The sequence below is a fragment of the Mycobacterium sp. 012931 genome, from assembly GCF_000419295.1.
GTDB lineage: Bacteria > Actinomycetota > Actinomycetes > Mycobacteriales > Mycobacteriaceae > Mycobacterium > Mycobacterium marinum.
The window spans coordinates 5674777-5694938 of record NZ_AOPX01000001.1 but is presented as its reverse complement, the minus strand read 5'-3'; the positions used below and the strand labels follow the sequence as shown (position 1 = coordinate 5694938).

The 20162-nt window shown below is 65.5% G+C and carries 17 protein-coding genes and 2 pseudogenes; 11 read left to right on the top strand and 8 right to left on the bottom strand.

The annotated features are described in order from the left end of the window. The first annotated feature begins 6 nt into the window (after positions 1 to 6). The 5 genes and pseudogenes from MMSP_RS24940 (at position 7) to MMSP_RS24920 (ending at position 4293) form a co-directional block, all read left to right on the top strand. On the top strand, positions 7 to 891 hold the full coding sequence (locus tag MMSP_RS24940) for an XdhC family protein (protein ID WP_012392617.1): 885 nt from the start codon (positions 7 to 9) through the stop codon (positions 889 to 891). Then, positions 888 to 1513: pseudogene (locus MMSP_RS24935) on the top strand (NTP transferase domain-containing protein). The gene MMSP_RS24940 and the pseudogene MMSP_RS24935 overlap by 4 nt, the downstream one beginning before the upstream one ends. Further along, positions 1514 to 2392: a MoxR family ATPase gene (locus tag MMSP_RS24930; protein ID WP_020788838.1), complete on the top strand. Its 879-nt coding sequence runs from the start codon at positions 1514 to 1516 to the stop codon at positions 2390 to 2392. A 13-nt stretch (positions 2393 to 2405) separates the two neighbouring features. Continuing rightward, positions 2406 to 3081: pseudogene (locus tag MMSP_RS24925) on the top strand (SRPBCC domain-containing protein). Positions 3082 to 3087: 6 nt separating this feature from the next. Next, complete coding sequence (locus MMSP_RS24920) at positions 3088 to 4293, top strand: VWA domain-containing protein (protein ID WP_020788836.1); 1206 nt, start codon at positions 3088 to 3090, stop codon at positions 4291 to 4293. Positions 4294 to 4295: 2 nt separating this feature from the next. On the opposite strand, the gene eutC is transcribed toward MMSP_RS24920, so the two are convergent. The 3 genes from eutC to MMSP_RS24905 are packed head-to-tail and all read right to left on the bottom strand — an operon-like array spanning position 4296 to position 7551. Then, positions 4296 to 5069, bottom strand: a complete 774-nt coding sequence (gene eutC, locus MMSP_RS24915; RefSeq protein ID WP_020788835.1) for an ethanolamine ammonia-lyase subunit EutC — start codon at positions 5067 to 5069, stop codon at positions 4296 to 4298. Then, positions 5066 to 6475: an ethanolamine ammonia-lyase subunit EutB gene (locus MMSP_RS24910; RefSeq protein ID WP_012392623.1), complete on the bottom strand. Its 1410-nt coding sequence runs from the start codon at positions 6473 to 6475 to the stop codon at positions 5066 to 5068. The genes eutC and MMSP_RS24910 overlap by 4 nt, the downstream gene beginning before the upstream one ends. Beyond that, positions 6472 to 7551, bottom strand: coding sequence for an amino acid permease (locus MMSP_RS24905; protein WP_020788834.1), 1080 nt, complete (start codon positions 7549 to 7551; stop codon positions 6472 to 6474). Before MMSP_RS24905 ends, MMSP_RS24910 begins: the two co-directional genes overlap by 4 nt. Before the next feature lie 476 nt (positions 7552 to 8027). On the opposite strand from MMSP_RS24905, the gene MMSP_RS24900 reads away from it, so the two are divergent. Together MMSP_RS24900 and MMSP_RS24895 are read left to right on the top strand one after the other, a co-directional pair. After that, a complete protein-coding gene (locus MMSP_RS24900; protein WP_020788832.1) occupies positions 8028 to 9353 on the top strand; it encodes an adenylate/guanylate cyclase domain-containing protein in 1326 nt (441 codons plus the stop codon). 98 nt (positions 9354 to 9451) lie between these two features. Beyond that, the gene (locus tag MMSP_RS24895; protein ID WP_015354361.1) at positions 9452 to 10567 is read left to right on the top strand and encodes a glycoside hydrolase family 76 protein; all 1116 of its coding nucleotides are present in this window, start codon (positions 9452 to 9454) and stop codon (positions 10565 to 10567) included. Here the strand turns inward: MMSP_RS24895 and MMSP_RS24890 are convergent. Then, a complete protein-coding gene (locus MMSP_RS24890; RefSeq protein WP_020788831.1) occupies positions 10556 to 11248 on the bottom strand; it encodes a DedA family protein in 693 nt (230 codons plus the stop codon). The genes MMSP_RS24895 and MMSP_RS24890 overlap by 12 nt on opposite strands. Before the next feature lie 100 nt (positions 11249 to 11348). Here MMSP_RS24890 and fbaA point away from each other — a divergent pair, with 100 nt between their 5' ends. Further along, on the top strand, positions 11349 to 12383 hold the full coding sequence (fbaA, locus tag MMSP_RS24885; RefSeq protein ID WP_020788830.1) for a class II fructose-bisphosphate aldolase: 1035 nt from the start codon (positions 11349 to 11351) through the stop codon (positions 12381 to 12383). A gap of 69 nt (positions 12384 to 12452) precedes the next feature. Here the strand turns inward: fbaA and mgtE are convergent, their stop codons facing one another. Beyond that, the gene (mgtE, locus tag MMSP_RS24880; RefSeq protein ID WP_036427540.1) at positions 12453 to 13835 is read right to left on the bottom strand and encodes a magnesium transporter; all 1383 of its coding nucleotides are present in this window, start codon (positions 13833 to 13835) and stop codon (positions 12453 to 12455) included. 791 nt (positions 13836 to 14626) lie between these two features. After that, a complete protein-coding gene (locus tag MMSP_RS24875; RefSeq protein ID WP_020788827.1) occupies positions 14627 to 15442 on the bottom strand; it encodes a hypothetical protein in 816 nt (271 codons plus the stop codon). Between the two features lie 150 nt (positions 15443 to 15592). Here MMSP_RS24875 and MMSP_RS24870 point away from each other — a divergent pair, with 150 nt between their 5' ends. The 3 genes from MMSP_RS24870 (at position 15593) to MMSP_RS24860 (ending at position 18379) form a co-directional block, all read left to right on the top strand. Then, the gene (locus tag MMSP_RS24870) at positions 15593 to 16006 is read left to right on the top strand and encodes a DUF3151 domain-containing protein (protein ID WP_036427538.1); all 414 of its coding nucleotides are present in this window, start codon (positions 15593 to 15595) and stop codon (positions 16004 to 16006) included. Positions 16007 to 16229: 223 nt separating this feature from the next. Next, positions 16230 to 16988: a methyltransferase domain-containing protein gene (locus tag MMSP_RS24865; RefSeq protein WP_020788825.1), complete on the top strand. Its 759-nt coding sequence runs from the start codon at positions 16230 to 16232 to the stop codon at positions 16986 to 16988. 416 nt (positions 16989 to 17404) lie between these two features. Beyond that, complete coding sequence (locus MMSP_RS24860) at positions 17405 to 18379, top strand: sulfotransferase domain-containing protein (RefSeq protein ID WP_020788824.1); 975 nt, start codon at positions 17405 to 17407, stop codon at positions 18377 to 18379. Positions 18380 to 18408: 29 nt separating this feature from the next. Here MMSP_RS24860 and MMSP_RS24855 read toward each other — a convergent pair whose 3' ends face one another. After that, positions 18409 to 19332, bottom strand: coding sequence for a cation diffusion facilitator family transporter (locus MMSP_RS24855; protein ID WP_036426957.1), 924 nt, complete (start codon positions 19330 to 19332; stop codon positions 18409 to 18411). 44 nt (positions 19333 to 19376) lie between these two features. Next, positions 19377 to 20156, bottom strand: coding sequence for a site-2 protease family protein (locus MMSP_RS24850; protein WP_020788822.1), 780 nt, complete (start codon positions 20154 to 20156; stop codon positions 19377 to 19379). Between the last annotated feature and the right edge of the window lie 6 nt (positions 20157 to 20162).

Below are 20162 nucleotides of genomic sequence, written 5' to 3'. Positions count from 1 at the left end.
TTGCAGATGACCATTAGTGAGCGGGCGGCGCAGCTGCTGGCTGCGCGGACACCGTTTGTGCATGCCACGGTGGTCCGAGCCCAGCCGCCGACCTCGGCTTACCCCGGTGACGAGGCGATCCTGTTGCCCGATGGCACTATCGAGGGCTTCGTCGGCGGGCAGTGCGCGCAGAACTCCGTTCGCAAGGCGGCGTTGGGGGTGCTTCAGGCGGGCGAAAGTGTGCTGCTGCGCGTGCTTCCCGATGGGGACGTGCACTTCCCCGAAGCCCCCGGCGCATGCGTGGTGGTCAATCCGTGCCTGTCGGGCGGGTCGCTGGAGATCTTCTTGACCCCGCAGCTGCCGGCGCCGCTGGTCCGAATCTACGGTGCCACGCCGATCGCCGAGGCGTTGATCGAGGTCTGCGGCGTGCTGGGCTACGACGCCCGCCGCGACAGCGACCCGGTCGGCGCCGCCGCCTTGCCGACTGCCGTCGTGATCGCCAGCCATGGCGGCCCGGAAGCCGAAAACATCCGCGCGGCATTGGATAACGGCGTTGGCTACATCGGTCTGGTGGCCAGCAAGGTCCGTGGCGCCGCGGTCCTGGACTCGCTGGGCCTCTCGGCGACCGAGCGGGCGCGCATCCGCACCCCGGTCGGACTGGCTATCGGTGCCAAGACGCCCGCCGAGATCGCGGTGGCCATCGCCGCCGAAATCATTGCGGCGGTGCGCGCCGGCGGCGGGGGCCGGCCCGCGCCGGTGGATGCGACTGCCGCCGAGGCGGTGGACCCGGTGTGCGGGATGACGGTCCTGATCGGGCCGGCGACCGAACACCTGCGGCTGGCGGGTGCCGACTACTGGTTCTGCTGCCCCGCATGCCGAACGGCGTTCAGCGACAGAAACGGCGGCGCGTGAGGGCGCCTAGCATCACCGGTGTGGTGCTGGCGGCCGGCGGATCCCGTCGTCTGGGCACGCCGAAACAGCTGCTGTCTTATCGCGATACGACGCTGCTCGGGGCTACTCTGCGGGTAGCGCGGGGCGCCGGATTCGATCAGCTGATCGTGACCCTGGGCGGGGCCGCCCAACGGGTCCGCGCGCTGGTGCCGCTGGATGAGGCCGAGGTGGTGACGGTCGAGGACTTTGGTGCCGGGTGTTCGGCTTCGTTGCGCGTTGCGCGTTGCGCGTTGCGCGTTGCGCGTTGCGCGTTGCGCTGGGACGGGTGGATCCGCAATCCGCCGGCATTGTGCTGATGCTTGGGGATCAGCCGGGCGTCGACCCGGCCACCGTCGCCCGCCTGGTCGGCCAGGGGCCGGGCTGCGACCTCATGGTGTGCCGGTACAACGATGGAATCGGGCATCCATTCTGGTTTAGCCGCAGACTATTCGGTGAATTAACACAGCTGCACGGCGATAAGGGAGTGTGGAAGCTCATTCAATCCGGCCGGCACCCGGTGCGGGAACTGGTGGTGGACGATTCGGTACCGTTGGACGTGGATACCTGGGACGACTACCGGCGGCTCGTGGAATCGGTGCCTTGAATGAGCGTGACGACCTTTGCAGACCCCCAAGATGTGGTTCGCCGGTTCGACGCGCAGAACTATCTGCTGGACACCGGGACCGCATCGGCCATCTATCTCGCGGTCACCCTCGGGCGCCCGCTACTGCTCGAGGGTGAGCCCGGTGTGGGTAAGACGACCGCTGCGAAAGCCCTTGCCGCGGTTTTGGATACCTCGTTGATCCGGCTGCAGTGCTATGAAGGGCTGACCGCCAACGAGGCGCTCTACGACTGGAACTACCAGCACCAGCTGTTGTCCATCCGGCTCGCCGAGGCGCGTGGCGCCGATATCTCCGAGGCCGATCTGTACAGCGAGGCGTATCTGGTGGATCGGCCCATCCTGCAGTGCGTGCGCCATCGCGGCTCGACACCGCCGGTGCTGCTGATCGACGAAATTGACCGGGCCGACGATGAATTCGAGGCGCTGCTACTGGAGTTCCTCGGTGAGGCGGCGGTGACGGTTCCCGAATTAGGCACCTTCGTTGCACCGCTGCCGCCGATCGCGGTGTTGACCTCCAACCGCAGCCGCGATCTGCATGACGCGTTGCGCCGGCGTTGTCTGTACCACTGGATCGACTACCCGGAGCCGGCTCGGGCGGCCGCGATCGTGCGGCGGACGGTTCCCGGGGCCCGCGCCGCGCTGATCGAGCATGCCACTCAATTCGTCGGCAGCGCACGAGATCTCGATCTGGACAAGCCGCCGGGCGTGGCCGAGACTATCGACTGGGTCGCCGCACTGGTCTCGCTGGGTGTCGCGGACCTCGTCGACGCATCGGCATTGGCCAGTCTCGGGGCATTGGCCAAGACTCCTGATGACCGAACCCTGATACGCGACGCGTTGACCGAATACAGCCGAACATGAGAGGACTCATCGAATGAAGATCGCCAACCAGTTCACCGTCAGCGCGCCGATCGAGCAGGCCTGGGGATGTGCTGTGCGACCTGGAGCAGGTGATCCCGCTGATGCCCGGCGCGCAGCTGACCGGTCACCAGGACGACGCCTACCTCGGCAAGGTCAAGGTCAAGGTGGGGCCGGTGACCAGTGAGTTCAGCGGCAAGGTGCATTTCGTTGAGCGGGATCGCGATCAGCATCGCGCGGTCATCGACGCCAAGGGCAAGGAGTCGCGCGGCACCGGCAACGCGGCCGCGACGGTGACCGCTCAGTTGGCGGAGGCGGGCGAGCGCACCCAGGTCACCGTCGACACCGACCTGAAGATCGTCGGCAAGCTGGCGCAGTTCGGCAGCGGAATGCTGCAGCAGGTGTCGGAGAAGTTGCTCGGTCAATTCGTGGACTCGCTGGAAGCCGAACTGGCCTCCCGCAATGCCGCGACGGCGGCTCCCGAAAGCCCGGAAAGCCCCGGAAGTCCGGAAAGCCCGGTCAGCCCGCAGCCGCGGCCCGTCGAGGCCCGCAAGCCCACCACGTCTGCGGAGCCCGAGCCGATCGATCTGCTCGAGCTCGCCGGCGGTGACCAGCTCAAGAAGTATGGCCCCGCCGTGCTGGCTGTGCTGGCCGTGCTGGTGCTGATCTGGGTGCTGCGCAGACGGGGCTGAACGCCGATGACCGCTCCGTTGCTGCTGCGCGGCGTCGACCTGGCGGCGTTCGCCGCCGCGCTGGTGGCACGGCTGCGCGGGGTCGGGGTGCTGGTGTCGGCCAGCGGTCAGGCGAATTTTGTGCAGGCAATGCGGCAGTTGGTGCCCGACTCCCGGTCCGCGCTGTATTGGGCCGCGAGGTTGACCCTGGTCAATCGGATGGAGGATCTGGTTGCCTTTGACCTCGCCTTTGCCGCCGTGTTCGGCGCGCTCGATGCGGCCGGGCCTGAGGCGGCCGATGCTGCCCGGCCGCTGCCGGGCCCCAAGACACCGGCGGCCGGCATCGTGCATCGCAACGGCGGGCCCTCCGGTGCCGCCGGCGGCCAACCGCTGCCCTGGGCCAGCCGGGTCGGGGATCAGGACGGAAGTGTTCGACCCAGCATCAAGTTGCCCGACTTGCTGCCCAGCCGGATCGCCGCACTCGCCGAGGAACCGTTCGACCAATTCGACGCCGAAGACTTGCGGCGTATTGGTGGCTGGCTGGAGTCGACGGTGGCGCGCTGGCCGCGCCGGCGCAGCCTGCGCTTCGAGTCCAGCCCGCACGGCAAGCGCATCGACTTGCGAGCCACGATGAACGCTTCGCGCGCCACCGGCTGGGAAGCGGTGCGCCTGGCGCGGATCCGGCCGCGCCGACGGCCCAGGAGGGTGGTGTTGCTCTGCGACGTAAGCCGCTCGATGCAGCCCTATGCGGCGATCTATCTGCATCTCATGCGGGCGCTGGTGGCGCGCCAACCCGGCATTCGCCCGGAGGTCTTCGCGTTTTCGACCTCGCTGACCCGGCTCACCCCGGTGCTGGCTCATCGTTCGGCGGAGGTGGCCCTGGACCGGGCGAATGCGAAGGTAGCCGACCGGTATGGCGGCACCTTTATCGGTCGTAGTGTCGGTGCGCTGCTGGAACCGCCGCACGGCAACGCGTTACGCGGCGCGGTGGTGATCATTGCCTCCGACGGTTGGGACAGCGAAGCACCTAAGGTCCTGTGTCACGCGCTGGCTCGCGTGCGCAGGCGCGCCCAGTTGCTGGTCTGGCTCAATCCGCGTGCGGCACAGAGCGATTTCGAGCCGCTGACCGGCTCGATGGCCGCGGCGCTGCCCTACTGTGACCTGTTCTTGCCGGCGCATTCGTTGACCGGGGTACAGCAGTTGCTCCGGGAGCTGGGCGGCGATCTGCGGTGACGTCAGCCGATGCCGAGCGTGTCGTCGGCGGTCAGTTCGGTGCGCGAGGTGTCTTTGAGGGCCACCCCTGAGCGGCCGAGTTTACGGGCCCCGGTGACCAGGGCAGCGGCGATGCCGGCGGCGGTCTGGTAGTCGAGGCCGTCGGGAGGGTGGATGTTGGAGATGCAGTTTCGATCCGCATCGGTCAAACCCGGTCTCGGCAGGTGCGTCAGGTAGATGCCCAAGCTGTCCGCAACCGATAGCCCGGGGCGTTCGCCGATGATCACCAGCAGCGTGCGCACTCCCAGCGCCTGACCGATGTGGTCGCCGAGGGCAACGCGCGCCTGGGTCGCGATCACTGGCGGGGCAATGCGATAGCGGTCATGGAACTCGCGCACCAGCGCACCCAGCAGGCCGGCGCCGTGATCGGTGAGGGCGCGAGGCGATAGGCCGTCGGCGAGCACGATGCCGATGCCGGCGCCGGTGTTGGGCAGGATGGACAGGTCCGCCGGAGCGCGGCCTAGATCAGGCCGGCGCAGGTACTCGCTACGTGAGCTGGCCTGACTGCGCACCACCAGCGGTGCGCCGAGGCCCAGGTCGCGGACCTGTTCGGTGAGCCCTGCGACGTCGAGCGGGTCGTGCACGGCGTCCCGCGCGGCGGCGTGGGCGGCCTGGAACTCCAGGACCCGCCGGGTGGGCAATGAGTTGCCGGCGCGGCCGAGTCCGATGCGCGCTTGGGTGACGTCGCGCAGCAATGCCCACACCTCATCGGCGGCCCGTGCGTCCGGTGCGTTCATGCACCGGTTGCCAATGCCCGCAGCGGCGAGGTCGCCAGATCGATGGGCAGAATCCGTCCGTTGGCGTCGGCCATCCCCAGACCGGTTAGCCAGGCTTCGAATTCGGGTGCGGGGCGCAGCCGCAGCACCTGTCGCACGTACAACGGATCGTGAAACGACAGGCTTTGATAGCCCAGCATGATGTCATCGGCGCCGGGGACGGCGATCACAAAGGCCGCGCCCGCCACGCCCAGCAGGGTGAGCAGCGTATCCATATCGTCCTGGTCGGCTTCGGCGTGGTTGGTGTAGCAGACGTCGACGCCCATCGGCAGGCCCAGTAGTTTCCCGCAGAAGTGGTCTTCGAGCCCGGCCCGGATGATCTGTTTACCGTCGTAGAGGTACTCCGGACCGATGAATCCGACCACGGTATTGATCAACAGCGGCTGCAGCGTCCGGGCCACCGCATAGGCCCGCGCCTCCAATGTCTGCTGATCGACGGGCTTGCCACCGGTGCCCAGGTGCGCACCGGCAGACAGGGCCGAACCCTGTCCCGTCTCCAGGTACATGACGTTGTCGCCAACGGTGCCGCGGCCCAGCGACCGCGCGGCTTCGTTGGCTTCCAACAACATTGGGATGTTCACACCGAAACTGGAATTGGCGCCCTCGGTGCCGGCGATGGACTGGAACACCAGGTCAACGGGCACACCCTTGTCGATCAATTCCGTGGTGGTGGTGACGTGGCACAGCACGCACGACTGCATGGGGATCTCGAAACGTTGCCGGATGTCATCGAGAAGGTGAAGCAGGTCCGCGGTTGCCTGAGGCGAGTCGGTCGCCGGATTGATGCCGACCACGGCGTCGCCGCAGCCCATCAGCAAGCCGTCGAGCATCCCGGCCGCAATTCCACGCGGGTCGTCGGTGGGATGGTTGGGCTGCAGCCGGGTGGCGAGCCGGCCCGGCAACCCGATGGTGGTGCGGAAGGCGGCGGTGGCGGTCGTGGCCGCGGCGACCAGAATCAGATCCTGATTGCGCATGATCTTGCAGACCGCGGCAACCATCTCCGGGGTCAGGCCCGGCGCGATCGCCGCGATGCGTGCCGCACTGTCGTCGCGAGCCGCGGTGTCCAACAACCAATCGCGAAGGCCGCCGACCGTCAGATGGGAGATCGGAGCGAATGCCTGGCGGTCATGGCTGTCGATGATGAGCCGGGTGACCTCGTCGGTTTCGTAGGGCACGACCACGTCGCTGAGAAACGTTGTCAGCGGCATGTCGGCGAGTACCCAAGCGGCGGCGGCACGTTCGGCGTCATGTTCGGCGGCACAGCCGGCGAGCTGGTCACCAGAGCGCAGCGGCGTTGCCTTGGCCAACACGTCGACCAGCCCGTCGAAGGCATACGTGGTACCCGAAATAGTCTGCCGGTAGCTCATTGCAGTTCGCTTTCGAAATCTTGCGAGCCCGCCAATTCTTCGTCCGGAGAATTGGCGACCAGTTGATGCCGACTATATAAGGCGAAATACAGTATGAACGCACAGAATACGCCCAGGCAGCACAAAGCGGCCACGGTGTCCACCAGGAATGTGGCAATGAGCGCGGTCGCGGCGACCAGCAATGCGAAGCCGGACGTGGCAATACCGCCCGGGGTGCGGTAAGGGCGGGCCATATCGGCTGCCCGCCGCCGCAATACGATATGGCTGATCATCATCAACACGTAGCTGAGAGTGGCTCCGAAGACCGCCATGTTCAGCAGAAGATCACCTTCACCGGTGACCGACAGCGCGAAACCGATGACACCGGGAACGATCAGGGCCAGCGTCGGCGCCTTGCGGGAGTTGGTGATCGACAGCGCGGTCGGCAGGTAACCCGCCCGCGACAGCGCAAACAGCTGCCGCGAGTAGGCATAGATGATGGAAAAGAAGCTGGCGACCAGACCGGCCAGCCCGATGTAGAGTGCCACACCGGTGATGATGAACATTACCTTCAGTGCTTCACCCACACCCGACAGATGAATGCCGATAAAGAGTGCATAAATGGTCAGGTAAACCCACCATCCATTGCGAATGCCGAACAGGCCCAGCGATTGTACGTATGCGTCGATGAAGGTGGCGATCGCCGCCGGTGCGATTGAATACTCGATCAGGACGGCGGTGCCCGTTGCGAATCCGCCCCACGGCCCCAGCGCGCGCCGGGCGAAGGTGTACCCGCCGCCCGCGGCCGGCAGTGCCGAGGACAATTCGGCCATGCTGAGCACCAAGGCCAGATACATCGCGGCGATCACCACGGCCGCGATCGCCAATCCGCCGAAGCCGCCGCGCGCCAGCCCGAAGTTCCAACCCGAATAGTCCCCCGAGATCACGTAGCTCACGCCCAGCCCCGCCAGCAGCAGCCAGCCGGCACTACCGGTCCACAACTGTCGTTTCTGCAGATAGGTCGGTGACTCCAGGTGGCTGTCGGTGCCAGCCAAGTGTCCCCCCGCGAGGTGTGCAACCTCGTGATCGCCTGCCACCTCGTCGACCTCCGTTCAATCGATGGGCCTTCAGCATCTGTTCCGGCCCGCGGGAAAGCCAACCGGTGCAATACAGACTTAACTTTTTGCGCCGGGTCGACAAGGGTTGGCGGTCGGTCTACGAGCAAGCCTGGGACGGCTGGGTCAACGGTGCAGCCCGCCCGGTTGGTGGTGACCGGGCACGGGCAAACCGGGGCCGTGAGCCCCAGTCCGCCATCGGCTGCGCGCCACCTTAGACGACGGTGGGTGCCGCTGGGAACCCTTCGGGGAGTGGCGGATCGAGGCGGTGCGCGGCGGGCGGTCCGGATTCATTCTGGGACCAGCGGTCTCGGTATTTGGCGGCCGCAGCGAGGGTGCGTGTCGGGCTTGATAAATCGGATCGGCGATTGGCGTCGATCGTGCGCGGGTAGTGGCCGAACTGCGAATTGTCGAGGTGAAGCCGGTTAATTCGGGGCCTTTTCCGATAGGCTTCCGGTGTGGCTCACGTCGATGTCGAATCCACGGAGCTGACAGCGGAGCCGGCCGGTTGGTCGTTTAGCGGGCCGTTGCTGTGGCTGAAGTCGGCGATTGTCGATCGCGACCGCCAATACGCCGATAGCCTGACCAGGCGTCGTCGCGTCGTTGCCATCGTTGCGTGCACCGCTTCGGTGGTCAGCGCGAGTTTCGCGGTGATCGAGGTGCTGGCCACCAGTCAGTGGTACGTGGTCTCGCTCAACGCCGTAATGGCCGTGGTGTTTGCGGTGATACCGCTGCTATACCGGCTCGGCGAGCTGGTTCCGGCGCTGGCCTTGGTGATTGCCGCCAACGTGTCACTGGTCGTGGTCAGTTGGATGATCGACTCGCACGTCGGGATCGCGTTCTACTTCCTGATGTCGGTGTTGGTTGCGGCGCTCGTGCTGGGCATCGATCACCTCATGTTGGCGGCGGCGGTGGTGACCTTCGGGGTCGTGATCAACATCGCGGCGCGAGTCGTGGCCCCGTTCCATGCCAGAAAGATGCCGGTCTGGGCCACCGATGCGGGCTTTGCGGTCACCACGATTTCGGCATCGGTGGTAGTCATGGCGACGATCTGGTACCCGCTCAATGAGATTGAGCGGGCCAAGGAGGCCATCGAGCTCGAGTATGAACGTGCGGAGTCGTTGCTCACCAACATCTTGCCGGCGAGTGTGGCGGCCCGGCTCAAGGACCCGGCGACCAAGATCATTGCCGACAACTACGACGACGTCTCGATACTGTTCGCCGATATTGCCGGCTACACCGAACGCGCCAGTCGCGCCACTGCGGAGGAGCTGGTGAAGTTTCTGAACCGCTTCTATGGCGAATGCGACGACCTGGTCGAGCGCCACGGGCTCGAGAAGGTCAAGACCTCCGGAGACTGCTACATCGTGGTGAGCGGTGTGCCGCAGCCCAAGTCGGACCACCTGGAGGCGCTGGCCCGGTTTGCGCTCAGCCTCTCGGATTCGGTGGGTCACCTTACCGATCACACCGGTGAGACGGTATCGATCCGGATCGGCCTGGCGGCCGGTCCGGTGGTGGCCGGCGTGGTCGGCACCAGCCGGTTCTTCTATGACGTCTGGGGCGATCCCGTCAACGTCGCTGCCCGCATGGAGTCCACGGGTTTCCCGGGACGCATTCAGGTTCCGCAGGATGTGTACGAGCGCCTCAGGGAGCGTTTTGTCTTCGAGGAGCGCGGCACCGTGGCGGTGAAGGGCAAGGGGATGCTGCACACCTGGTTTCTGGTCGGCGAGCGCACCTCCGAGTCATCGCCGGTGGGTGGGTCCGTCGTGGCCGCCGGTGATTGACGAGCGTCCACGTCTGCGACCCTGGTTCTTGGATGCCAAGCCGGCTGGTGCCGCACTGGCGGCGTGGGCCCGGAATGTCTGAGGCAGGATCGGGGGCTATGGACCAGCTATGGGCGAACCGGGCCGCGAGTTCTGAAGCCGCCATCACCGGGCGTCACTTCAAGCGGCTGTGGGGGCTACCCGGAACCCAGTTGGGCGTGGTGTCATGGCCGTCGGAACGCAAAGACCGCATGTTCGGCACTTGGCATTACTGGTGGCAGGCGCATCTGCTGGACTGCCTGATCGACGCGGAGTTGCGCGACCCGCAGGCCGAGCGGCGCAGCAGGATCAATCGGCAGGTCCGCTCACACCGGTTGCGCAACAATTTCTCCTGGACCAACAGCTATTACGACGACATGGCCTGGCTGGCGCTGGCACTGGAACGGGCGGCGCGGATAGCAGGTGTGCAGCGGCGCCGGGCGCTGCCCAAGCTCGCCGACCAGTTCGTCAAAGCCTGGGTGCCCGAGGACGGTGGCGGCATCCCGTGGCGCAAGCAGGACCAGTTCTTCAATGCTCCTGCCAATGGTCCGGCGGGGATATTTCTGGCCCGCTATGACGACCGGCTTGCTCGCGCCGAGCAGATGGGTGACTGGATCGACCGCACGCTGATCGACCCGGAGACGCACCTGGTCTTCGACGGCATCAAGGGCGGGTCGCTGGTCCGCGCTCAGTACACCTATTGCCAGGGGGTGGTGCTCGGTTTGGAGACGGAGCTGGCGGCGCGGACCGGAAACGATCGGCATGCGCCTCGCGTCCATCGACTGGTCGCCGCTGTTGCCGAACACATGGCTTCCGCAGGCGTGTTGAAGGGGGCGGGCGGCGGAGACGGCGGCCTCTTCGCGGGAATCACCGCTCGGTATCTGGCTCTGGTGGCCACCACCCTGCCGGGTGATTCCGCCGACGACGCGCAAGCGCGCGACACCGCCCGCGCGATAGTCCTCGCGTCGGCGAAATCAGCGTGGGATTGCCGGCAAACAGCGGACGGGCTGCCGGTGTTCGGGGCGTTCTGGGACCGCGACGCCGAGTTGCCCACCGCCGAGGGGCAGCAGGCACAGTTTGTCGAGGGCGCGGTGCAGGGCTCGGAGATCGCCGAGCGAGACCTGTCGGTGCAACTGTCGGGCTGGATGCTGATGGAGGCGGCCCACAGTGTCGCGGCGGTCAGCTCACTCGGGTAGCACTACCGGGTTGGAGGAGTCGGACTCGTTGTTGGGGGAGCGCCGCCGCGACCGGTAGCCCCGCCAGGCCGCAGTCACGGCCGGGATCAGGGACACGATCAGAATGCCCAAGATGATCTTTTCCAGGTTGTGGTGCACAAATGGCACATTGCCCAGGAAGTAGCCGGCCAGCGTGACTCCGGCGCCCCAGCTGATCCCGCCGACGATGTCGAATGCCAGAAACACCGGATAGCGCATGTAGGACACGCCGGCGATCACCGGCACGAAGGTTCGCGCGAACGGCACGAAGCGGGCCAGGATGACGGTCCAGGGCCCGTACTTCTCGAAGAAGGCGTGCGATTCGGTCACATAGTGCTTCTTGAAGAACCGCGAATCTTCCTTCTTGAACAGCGCGGGTCCGATCCGGCGCCCGATGAAATATGCGGTCTGGTCGCCCAGGACCGCCACCACAGCCACGGCCGGGGCGAGCACACCGATCGTGACCGGTGGATGCGCACTGGCGGCCAGTAGGCCCCCGGTAAACAGCAGCGATTCGCCCGGCAGCAGCGGAAACAGCAAACCGGTCTCGATAAAGACGATGAGCAATATGCCGGGAAGCACGGCGGACCCGAAAATTCCGTCGGCGCCCAGCCAATACATCGGGTCGAGAATGTCCGGCAAGGCCATCTCGGCGGTGTTCATGGTGTCTCAACATACCGGCTTGAACAGGTGGCCCACCGGAGTGGACACATTCCCCGGTCTTGCAATACTGGGTACACCCAGCCTTCAGGAGGAGTCTTTCATGCCCATCGCAACGCCCGAGGTCTATGCCGAGATGCTGGGACGTGCCAAAGAGAATTCGTACGCCTTCCCTGCCATCAACTGCACATCTTCGGAGACAGTCAACGCCGCGCTCAAAGGCTTCGCCGACGCCGGCAGTGACGGGATCATCCAGTTCTCCACCGGTGGCGCGGAGTTCGGTTCCGGCTTAGGTATCAAGAACATGGTGACCGGCGCCGTCGCGCTGGCCGAATTCACTCACATCGCCGCGGCCAAGTACCCGATCAACGTGGCGCTGCACACCGACCACTGCCCCAAGGACAAGCTCGACACCTACGTCCGGCCGCTGCTGGCGATCTCCGCCGAACGGGTGTCGGCCGGAAAAGACCCGTTGTTCCAGTCGCACATGTGGGACGGTTCGGCGGTCCCGATCGATGAGAACCTGGTCATCGCGCAGGAGCTGCTCAAGGCGGCCGTAGCCGCCAAGATCATTCTCGAGATCGAAATCGGCGTGGTCGGAGGCGAAGAGGACGGCGTCGAGGCCGAGATCAACGAGAAGCTCTACACCACCCCCGAGGACTTCGAGAAGACGGTTGACGCGCTGGGCGCCGGTGAGCAGGGCACCTACCTGCTGGCCGCGACCTTCGGCAACGTGCACGGCGTCTACAAGCCGGGCAATGTCAAACTGCGCCCCGACATTCTCGACCAGGGGCAAAAGGTGGCCGCGGCCAAGCTCGGGCTGCCCGACAGCGCCAAGCCGTTCGACTTCGTCTTCCACGGCGGCTCGGGCTCCCTGAAGTCCGAGATCGAGGAGGCACTTCGGTACGGCGTGGTGAAGATGAATGTCGACACCGACACCCAGTACGCGTTCAGCCGACCGATCGTCGGGCACATGTTCACCAACTACGACGGCGTTCTCAAGGTAGACGGCGAGGTCGGCAACAAGAAGGTCTACGACCCGCGCAGCTACCTCAAGAAGGCCGAGGCCGGGATGACTGAACGGGTGATCGAGGCCTGCAACGACTTGCACTGCGCTGGGAAGTCGCTAGCCGGCTGAGCGGAGCCGGGCCAGCCGGCTGAGCGGAGCCGGGCCAGCCGGCTGAGCGGAGCCGGCTAGCGGAGCAGGTCAGAGGCCCTGCAGCTGCGTCAGGGTCAGGTGCGCGATCATGAAGTAGATGATCAGCCCCGTGCCGTCGACGATGGTGGCGATCAGCGGCCCCGAAACGATCGCGGGGTCGATGCGCAACTTCTTGAGCAGCGGCGGCAGGATCGCCGCCACCAGCGATGACCACACCACGATGGCGGCCACCGTGACGGCCACCGTCACCGTGACCTGCGGACCCACGTTCAGCGTCCAAGCGCGGATCACCGCGGCCACCGCCATGGTGAAGCCGACCAGTGCGCCCGTGGACAGTTCCTTGACCAGTACCGCGGGGACATCGCGGAACCTGACCTGACCGGTGGCCATCGCGCGCACCAGCGTGGTTGCGATCTGGGTGCCGGTGTTGCCGCCGGTGCCGATCAGCAACGGGATGAAGAAGGCGAGCGCGATCACCGCCTCCATCTCGTCGGAGAACGCCCGCAACACGCTGCCGGTGTAGGCCTCGGCGACAAAGAGCACGAGTAGCCACACCACGCGCTTGCGCCACAGCAGCCATGGCGACGCACGCAGATACGGCACCTCCAGCGGGGCCGACCCGCCCTGACGCTCGGCGTCTTCGGTCGCTTCCTCCTGGGTGATGTCGAGGGCTTCGTCCTCGGCGATGATGCCGAGCAGGCGGTTTTCCCCATCGACGACGGGGACCGCCATGAGGTTGTGAGTCATCAGCGTCTGTGCCGCCAATTCCTTGTCGGTCAGCGGTGAGACGACGATGAGATCCTCGGTCATCAATTCGGATACCAGGCGCTCGGGGTCGGCCAGAACCAGGGCCCGAAAGGCGACGACGCCCAACAGATGCGAGTCGGCGTCGATCACGTAGACGTAGGCGGTGGTCCGGGAGTCGCTGCGCAATCCTGCGGCGTGCTCGCGCACGGTAGCGATGGCATCCAGCACAGTCATATTGGCGCCCACGGTCAGCGTTTCGGGCACCATGTGCGCCGCGGCGGAGTCCTCGGGCCAGCTCAGCAGGCCACGCAGGACAACCGCGCGCTTCAGCGGCAGCGAGGCCAGCAGGGCATCGCGCTTGGCGGTCTTGAACTCGCGCAGAATGTTGGCGGCGTGATCGGAGTCCAGCGCATCCAGCAGGCTGGCCGCCACCGCCGAGTCCATCGCTTGCAGCGCCTCGGCAGCCAGCATGTCGTCAACCGATTCGAACAACTCAACGCCGCTGGTGGTGTCGAGCAGGTCACCGAGCTTGGCCAATTCAGCTTTGGACAAGGAGGCAAGTTCACGGACGCGATCCGGCGCGTCGGTGACCACATCGAGCCACAAATCGACGGCTTTGGGCGTCCCGATGCCGACAACTTGTCGGATATCAATAGTCGATTGCTCGACGGTCGGGTAGTGGATCAGGGAACGCCGGAGCCCTGGGTAGTGGATGCTCACGTGAAACTCACCTGCCTCTCCTGGAACAGCGAATCGGGTCGAAATCCCCGCAGGAGCAGGCAATTCGCCAACACCCTGCCACAGAATGCATGTCGGCGCATTTCGGCAGCAGTCGATCCCCCACGCTGGAAACCGAGCTACTCCGTCAATTTGACGAACGGGTGGTGCGGGCCGGAACTAGCCCGAAACTACAGGTAACGAATGGGCCAATTGTTCGGCTAGTTCCGCAACTGTGGTTCGCGTGTTCTGGCATGTCTGCACTGATGGGGGGCGGTGACCGCGGCATTCTTCGGTGTTTGTGGAGACATCCGAATATGCAGTAGCCGCCGCGACTCACAGGGTAGACCCCCGGCGGTGGTAAACGAATAGTCGAGGTCATTGCGAGCGGATCACTGCGCGCCTTTTACCGTCGTGAAGCCCGCCTCAATCCTGGCGGGACGCAGCTTGCCCGGCGCGGCCGGTGCGACGTGGGTCCCGCTGGATGGGGCTGGATGGGGAATGCCTCGGGGGAGTCGTGGTTCCTCGACGAACAGTGCAACCGGTCGCCGCCGAAAGCCCCCGCGGCGAATCTGTTCTTGATCGAGTCCGGGAATTGGCCACAAATGGTTGGACCTGGAAAATGCGCGCTGGCGCACCCGGGGCCAGTGCTAACCGCGGTCATATTTGAAAGTTATTGCAGTGCAACAGATTTTGCGCGAAGCGCAGGCGGGTCGAGCGGGAGAATTGTTGCCCGGTGGAAGCTGCGGCGTGCGCTACTAGCTGCTCGGTGACTGGCAGATTTTCCACTGATCATCGCGGAACTGCAGATCAAGGCTGCGCGTCGAACGAACCTGCGGGTCGTAGGCCATGAAGGTGGTGATGTTGGCCTCGGCGTGCTGGCCGTTGACCACGACCTGGTCGATGCTGGCGATGACCGGATATTGCTTGGCCGCTGAGACCCGGCGGTAGGTTTCGTCCCACGAGCGTTCGTCGTAGTCCACATAGCCGTCGCGGGTGGTACCGCAGGTGATGCTGCGCAGAGCGGTTAGATCGCCGGTCTGCACCGCGGCGTCGAAGTGCTGGATGGTTTGGCGCACCCGGTCTTCCTGGGACACGTTCGGGTGCTTGTTGCGGGTCAGTAGGACGGTGCCCAGGATGGCGATCGCCGCCAACGCCAACACGATCACGACAATTGCCAGTACCCAGCCCCAGTTGTGCTGTTTCAGGGCAGCCGGTCTGCCGCTATCGCGCGGCGGGATCGATTGCGGCACCGCAGTTTTCGGTGGCATGCCGATTGGCGGTGGGCCAGCGGGCGGCGCTTGGTGGGTTTGGAACACCTCGGTGGCCGGCTCGGGTGCGGTCGCAATGACCTGGGTCTCCTTGGCGTCGAAGCCTGGCGCGGTGAAGCGCCGCTCAGGTTGCGCGTCCGCGCCTGACGGTTCGGGATCGGTAACGGGATCAGCCTTGGAGATGACCACAGTCTCGGTTTCAGTGTCATCGGGGATCAGGGGAAAGCTCTCGGTGCCTGCTTCCCCGGCCGCTGCGTCCCTGGTTTCGGTCCCGTCGCGGTCGGGCTCGGGTGCGTTGGGCATGAGTGCTGCTTTCCTCCCGCTATTGAGTGGGTAGGTTGGAGCTTAGCGACCCTACCCCCGCTTGGGGTGATTGCCGAGCTAGGAACCGTTTGAGTGGCGGCCAGGCAGGCGGGTTTGGCCACGCCCAAAGCGGTTGGCAAAATGACGCCCATGACGTCGATGGGTGATCTTCTGGGGCCCGATCCTATTCTGCTGCCCCCCGACAGTGAGGCTGAGCAGAAGTTGCTGGCAGACGAAAGTCCCGCCACCGTCGCCGCCGCCCATCCGTCGGCGTCGGTGGCCTGGGCGGCGCTTGCCGAGGAGGCGCTCGACGACGACAAGGTCATCACCGCCTACGCGTACGCGCGCACCGGCTATCACCGTGGCCTGGACAAGTTGCGCCGCAACGGCTGGAAAGGCTTCGGGCCGGTGCCCTACGCGCACGAATCCAACCAAGGCTTCCTGCGGTGCGTGGCCGCTCTGGCGCGTGCCGCTGACTCCATCGGCGAGACCGACGAGTACCGGCGGTGTTTGGACCTGCTCGACGATTGCGACCCGACGGCCCGTTCGGTGCTCGGGTTCTAGGCGAGCAACTCTGCTTGCTGGGCGGCTTGCTGGCCAACTGGCGCCGGCCGTCGAGGCTGCGAACCGGGCCCAGGCGTTATCCCGACACTTCCGAGCTTGGCGACGCTAGCCGCTTCGCGGGCATCCGTGTGTCATGCACCGAAGCCACTTCGCGGCACCCTTCGTGCGGTTCGCCATCCAATAAGGAGCCCCGAAGCCCTGAGAAGCCTTGATAACGTGAGGCGTGGCAAGAACGTTCGACGATCTGGTGGCCGAATCTACGTCAGTGCCCGTGGCGGGCTGGGACTTCTCTTGGTTGGTTGGCCGCGCGACCGAAGAACGACCGTCATGGGGCTATCAACGATTGCTAGGTCAGCGTCTGGCGAACGCGACGGCCGCCTTGGACCTGGAAACCGGCGCCGGCGAGGTGTTAGCCGGTGCGGGCAACTTCCCGACCACCATGGCCGCCACCGAATCATGGCCGCCCAACGCGGCTCTGGCCACCAAGCTGCTGCATCCGTTGGGTGTGGTGGTGGTCGCCACCGGTGACAAGCCGCCGTTGCCGTTCACGGACGCCGCGTTCGACTTGGTGACCAGCCGTCACCCGTCCAACCTGTGCTGGGGAGAGGTCGCCCGGGTGCTGCAGGCGGGTGGCACGTATTTTGCCCAGCACGTCGGGCCTGCCACGTTGTGGAGCCTGCGCGAGCATTTCCTGGGGCCGCGACAGCACGGCCGGCCCGATCAGTACGCCGACCGGGTGCGCACGGAAATCACCGGCGCCGGCCTCGAGATCGTCGATATGCGGATCGAGCGGCTTCGGGTGGAGTTCTTCGACGTCGGGGCCGTCATCTATTTTCTGCGAAAGGTGATCTGGTTTCTGCCGGACTTCACCGTCGAGTGCTACCACGATCAGCTGCGGGCGCTGCACGACCATATCCAGTCCGAAGGCTCGTTTGTCACACATTCAACCCGGGCACTCATTGAGGCTCGCAAGCCGCTCTAAGGCCGGTCGGCGGGTTGCCGACGGCAACTGAATCACTAAGGGCGCAAGCCCATCTCGGCCTCTCCTGCGGCATCGTCGCCCGTCGGGTGCTGCCTCCACTGCCCTGGTACGAACTATTTCGTATGGACAACCATACGTTTTTGTATATAGGCTGCGCCGACGTGCATCGTCGAGCACCGACAGGAGGTGAGGGTATGTCCCACGAAGTGTTGTTCTGCGAGAAAGAGAGCACCCACTCGTGCTACGTGTTCAGCGCCAACGAACTCACCGAGTGAGAGTTGGCTTCTGACCGGCACAGTGAGACGCCGATCCGACGGGATGTGGGCAAGTTGGGCTCACATCCCGTCGGTATCGGCAACAAGTCAGCGCAAATGCTTCGTGGCGAGTGGGGCCACGATCGAGAGAAGTTGCCCTAGATGGCCGGACCTGTCCTGTACCGCTCGTTGATGAGCGACAACCTGCGTTGGTACGCGCTTGAACTGCGCGAGGGCGACATCGTCATTTCCGCGCCGTGGAAATGCGGCGTGACTTGGACCCAGCGGTTGGTCTCACTGCTCGTCTTCAACGGCCCGCAGCTGCCGGCGCCAATGTCGAGGGTGTCACCGTGGCTCGACCAGACGATTCGCCCGATCGAGGATGTGGTGAGGGCCCTGGATGCGCAGCGGCATCGCCGGTTCATCAAGACTCACACGCCGTTGGATGGTCTGGTGCTCGACGATCGGGTTACCTACATCGGTGTGGGCCGCGATCCGCGTGACGCCGCGGTATCGGAGCTGTTCCAGTGGGCTAACGTGGAAGCCAGCGCATTGCGGACCCCCGAAGTGACGGCGATGCCGCACCAGCGATTTGTTCAGTCAGGCGCCGACTTCCGGCTCACCTTGGATTGCGCCCCTGACCGGATTGAGGCGTTCCGAAGCTGGATGGACGCGGCGGCCGTGCCGTCGTCGGAGATGCGGTTTCGGCCGCCTACCGAGATCGGATCCCTGGCCGCCATCCTGCATCACTTCGGCTCGCTCTGGCAGCGGCGCCATCTGCCCAACGTCGCCATGTTCCACTTTGCCGACTATCAAGCGGATTTGGTGGGTGAGCTGATCCGGCTGGCCGAGGTGCTCGGTATTGAGCTGGGGTGTGCTCGCGCCCGGAAGCTGGCCGCCTACGCCACGCTGGATGCCATGCGGGAGCGCGCTTTCGACTTCGCTCCCAACGCCACAGACGGTGTGTGGCGTAGTAACGAGCGCTTCTTTCGGGCGGGGGGTCGGGGTGAGTGGCGGGAGATCCTTTGTGGGGCTGAGCAACAGCGATACGAGGAGCGTGTCGCCGCACTGGCTCCGCCGGATTTGGCCGCCTGGGCGCACGGCGGTCGGCACGCCCGCGACCCCGCTGTCGGGTAGGCAGGCTGGCCGAAGCGGGCCCGCTTGGCTCAGCCGATCGCGGGCACCGCGTCCGAACAGCTATCGGGACATTCCTGGATGCCCGCGGTGTGCTCGATCTGGACCGTGGCATGGTGCAGCCCACGGTCGGAGAGCACGGCCCGCGCGTCGTGCAGCACCCGCGCGGAGTCCGCGCTGCTGGTCAGGTGGGCGGTAGCCATGTCCTTGCCGGGGGCCAGCGTCCACACATGCAGGTCGTGCACCTCGGTCACGCCGTACACGGCGCGCAGCGCCGAACGAAGCTCGTCGACGTCGATATGTCTCGGCGAGGATTCGGAAAGGATTCGTAGCGCGGCGCGGGCCAACGAGACCGCCCGCGGTGCCACCCACAGCGCGACCAGCACGGCGACCACAACGTCCGCGTAAGGCCAGCTGGTCGTGACCGTAACCACGCCCGCGGCCAGCACACCGAGGCTGCCGACGGTGTCGGCGACCACTTCCATGTAGGCGCCCTTGACCGCCAGGCTGCTATCGGCGTGCGAACGCAGCAGCAGCGCAACCACGATGTTGGCGGACAGGCCGGCGAGTGCCACCACGATCATCGGCAGGCCGGGCACCGAGGGCGCCTCGCGCAGGCGATCGATCGCTTCATAGACGATGAACAGCGCGACCCCGATGAGCAGCGCCGCGTTGGCGACCGCGGTGAACACCTCGGCGCGATGCCAGCCGTAGGTGCGGTTTGGTGACGAGCTGCCCCGCCTGCCCAGGATGACGGCAGCCAGTCCCATGAACACCGCGACCACGTCGGTGAGCATGTGGCCCGCATCGGCGAGCAGCGCGATCGAATTGATCAGCCATGCGGTGGTCAGTTCCACCACGAAAAACATCGCCAGGATCGTCGCCGCACAGACCATCCGGGGAATCATCCGTGAGGCGTAGGCCGTAGCGGGGGTGTGATTGTGTCCAGCGCCCATGGCAGAGCAATATATGCTTACTTATGCATATATTGCAACCGCGGTCAGATCCACTGACTCCAGAAGCGGGTCAGCGAGTTGCCGACCATCGCCAGTAGATGGGGCACCCCGGAAAAATCGAAGACCCAACCGACAAACTCGAACAGCCACTGGTTGAGTACCGGCGCCAAGAGCAAGAACAGCAGGATGAAGATGCCAAATTGCTTGGCGGGTGCCAGCGCGCGCTGAGTCTGTGGGCTCAGATGGGGCTCCAATGCGTCGTAGCCGTCCAGACCGGGGATCGGCAGCAGGTTCAGCACCACCGCCATGATCTGCAGAAAACCCAGGAACGCCACTCCGGCCCACAACACCCAGTGGTCCTGGTCATAGAACAATCTGGTTGCGGTAAGCAGCAACACCGCCAGCACCACGTTGGCGGCCGGCCCCGCCAGACTGACCAAGGTGCGCCGGGTCGGCGTCATGAACCACGTCCGCACGTACACCGCGGCACCCGGTAGTCCGATTCCGCCCAACGCGATGAAAACCATCGGCAACAGCAGCGACAGCGCGGGGTGGCTGTAGCGCCGCGGGTCCAGGGTCAGGTAAGCGCGCACCGCGACGTCATGATCACCGAATCGCCAGGCGGTGAACGCATGCCCGAACTCGTGCAGGCATAGCGAGACCAGCCAGCCGGCGATGACGAAGACGAACACCCCGGCATACGCCAAGGGGCGGACGCTGGATCCCGCCAGCCAGGCCAGCGCCGCTCCAACTGTCGTCAGCCCGACCAGGCCCAGAAAGATCGGGCTGGGTCGCACCGACTCGTGCAGGCCCATTTCGCTCACCGGTCG

Excerpts from the sequence above, each read along its gene's own strand:
- MMSP_RS24940 (WP_012392617.1), top strand. The coding sequence starts at position 7 with ATGACCATTAGTGAGCGGGCGGCGCAGCTGCTGGCTGCGCGGACACCG.
- MMSP_RS24930 (WP_020788838.1), top strand. The coding sequence starts at position 1,514 with ATGAGCGTGACGACCTTTGCAGACCCCCAAGATGTGGTTCGCCGGTTC.
- MMSP_RS24920 (WP_020788836.1), top strand. The coding sequence starts at position 3,088 with ATGACCGCTCCGTTGCTGCTGCGCGGCGTCGACCTGGCGGCGTTCGCC.
- eutC (WP_020788835.1), bottom strand. The coding sequence starts at position 5,069 with ATGAACGCACCGGACGCACGGGCCGCCGATGAGGTGTGGGCATTGCTG.
- MMSP_RS24910 (WP_012392623.1), bottom strand. The coding sequence starts at position 6,475 with ATGAGCTACCGGCAGACTATTTCGGGTACCACGTATGCCTTCGACGGG.
- MMSP_RS24895 (WP_015354361.1), top strand. The coding sequence starts at position 9,452 with ATGGACCAGCTATGGGCGAACCGGGCCGCGAGTTCTGAAGCCGCCATC.
- MMSP_RS24890 (WP_020788831.1), bottom strand. The coding sequence starts at position 11,248 with ATGAACACCGCCGAGATGGCCTTGCCGGACATTCTCGACCCGATGTAT.
- fbaA (WP_020788830.1), top strand. The coding sequence starts at position 11,349 with ATGCCCATCGCAACGCCCGAGGTCTATGCCGAGATGCTGGGACGTGCC.
- MMSP_RS24875 (WP_020788827.1), bottom strand. The coding sequence starts at position 15,442 with ATGCCCAACGCACCCGAGCCCGACCGCGACGGGACCGAAACCAGGGAC.
- MMSP_RS24870 (WP_036427538.1), top strand. The coding sequence starts at position 15,593 with ATGACGTCGATGGGTGATCTTCTGGGGCCCGATCCTATTCTGCTGCCC.
- MMSP_RS24860 (WP_020788824.1), top strand. The coding sequence starts at position 17,405 with ATGGCCGGACCTGTCCTGTACCGCTCGTTGATGAGCGACAACCTGCGT.
- MMSP_RS24855 (WP_036426957.1), bottom strand. The coding sequence starts at position 19,332 with ATGGGCGCTGGACACAATCACACCCCCGCTACGGCCTACGCCTCACGG.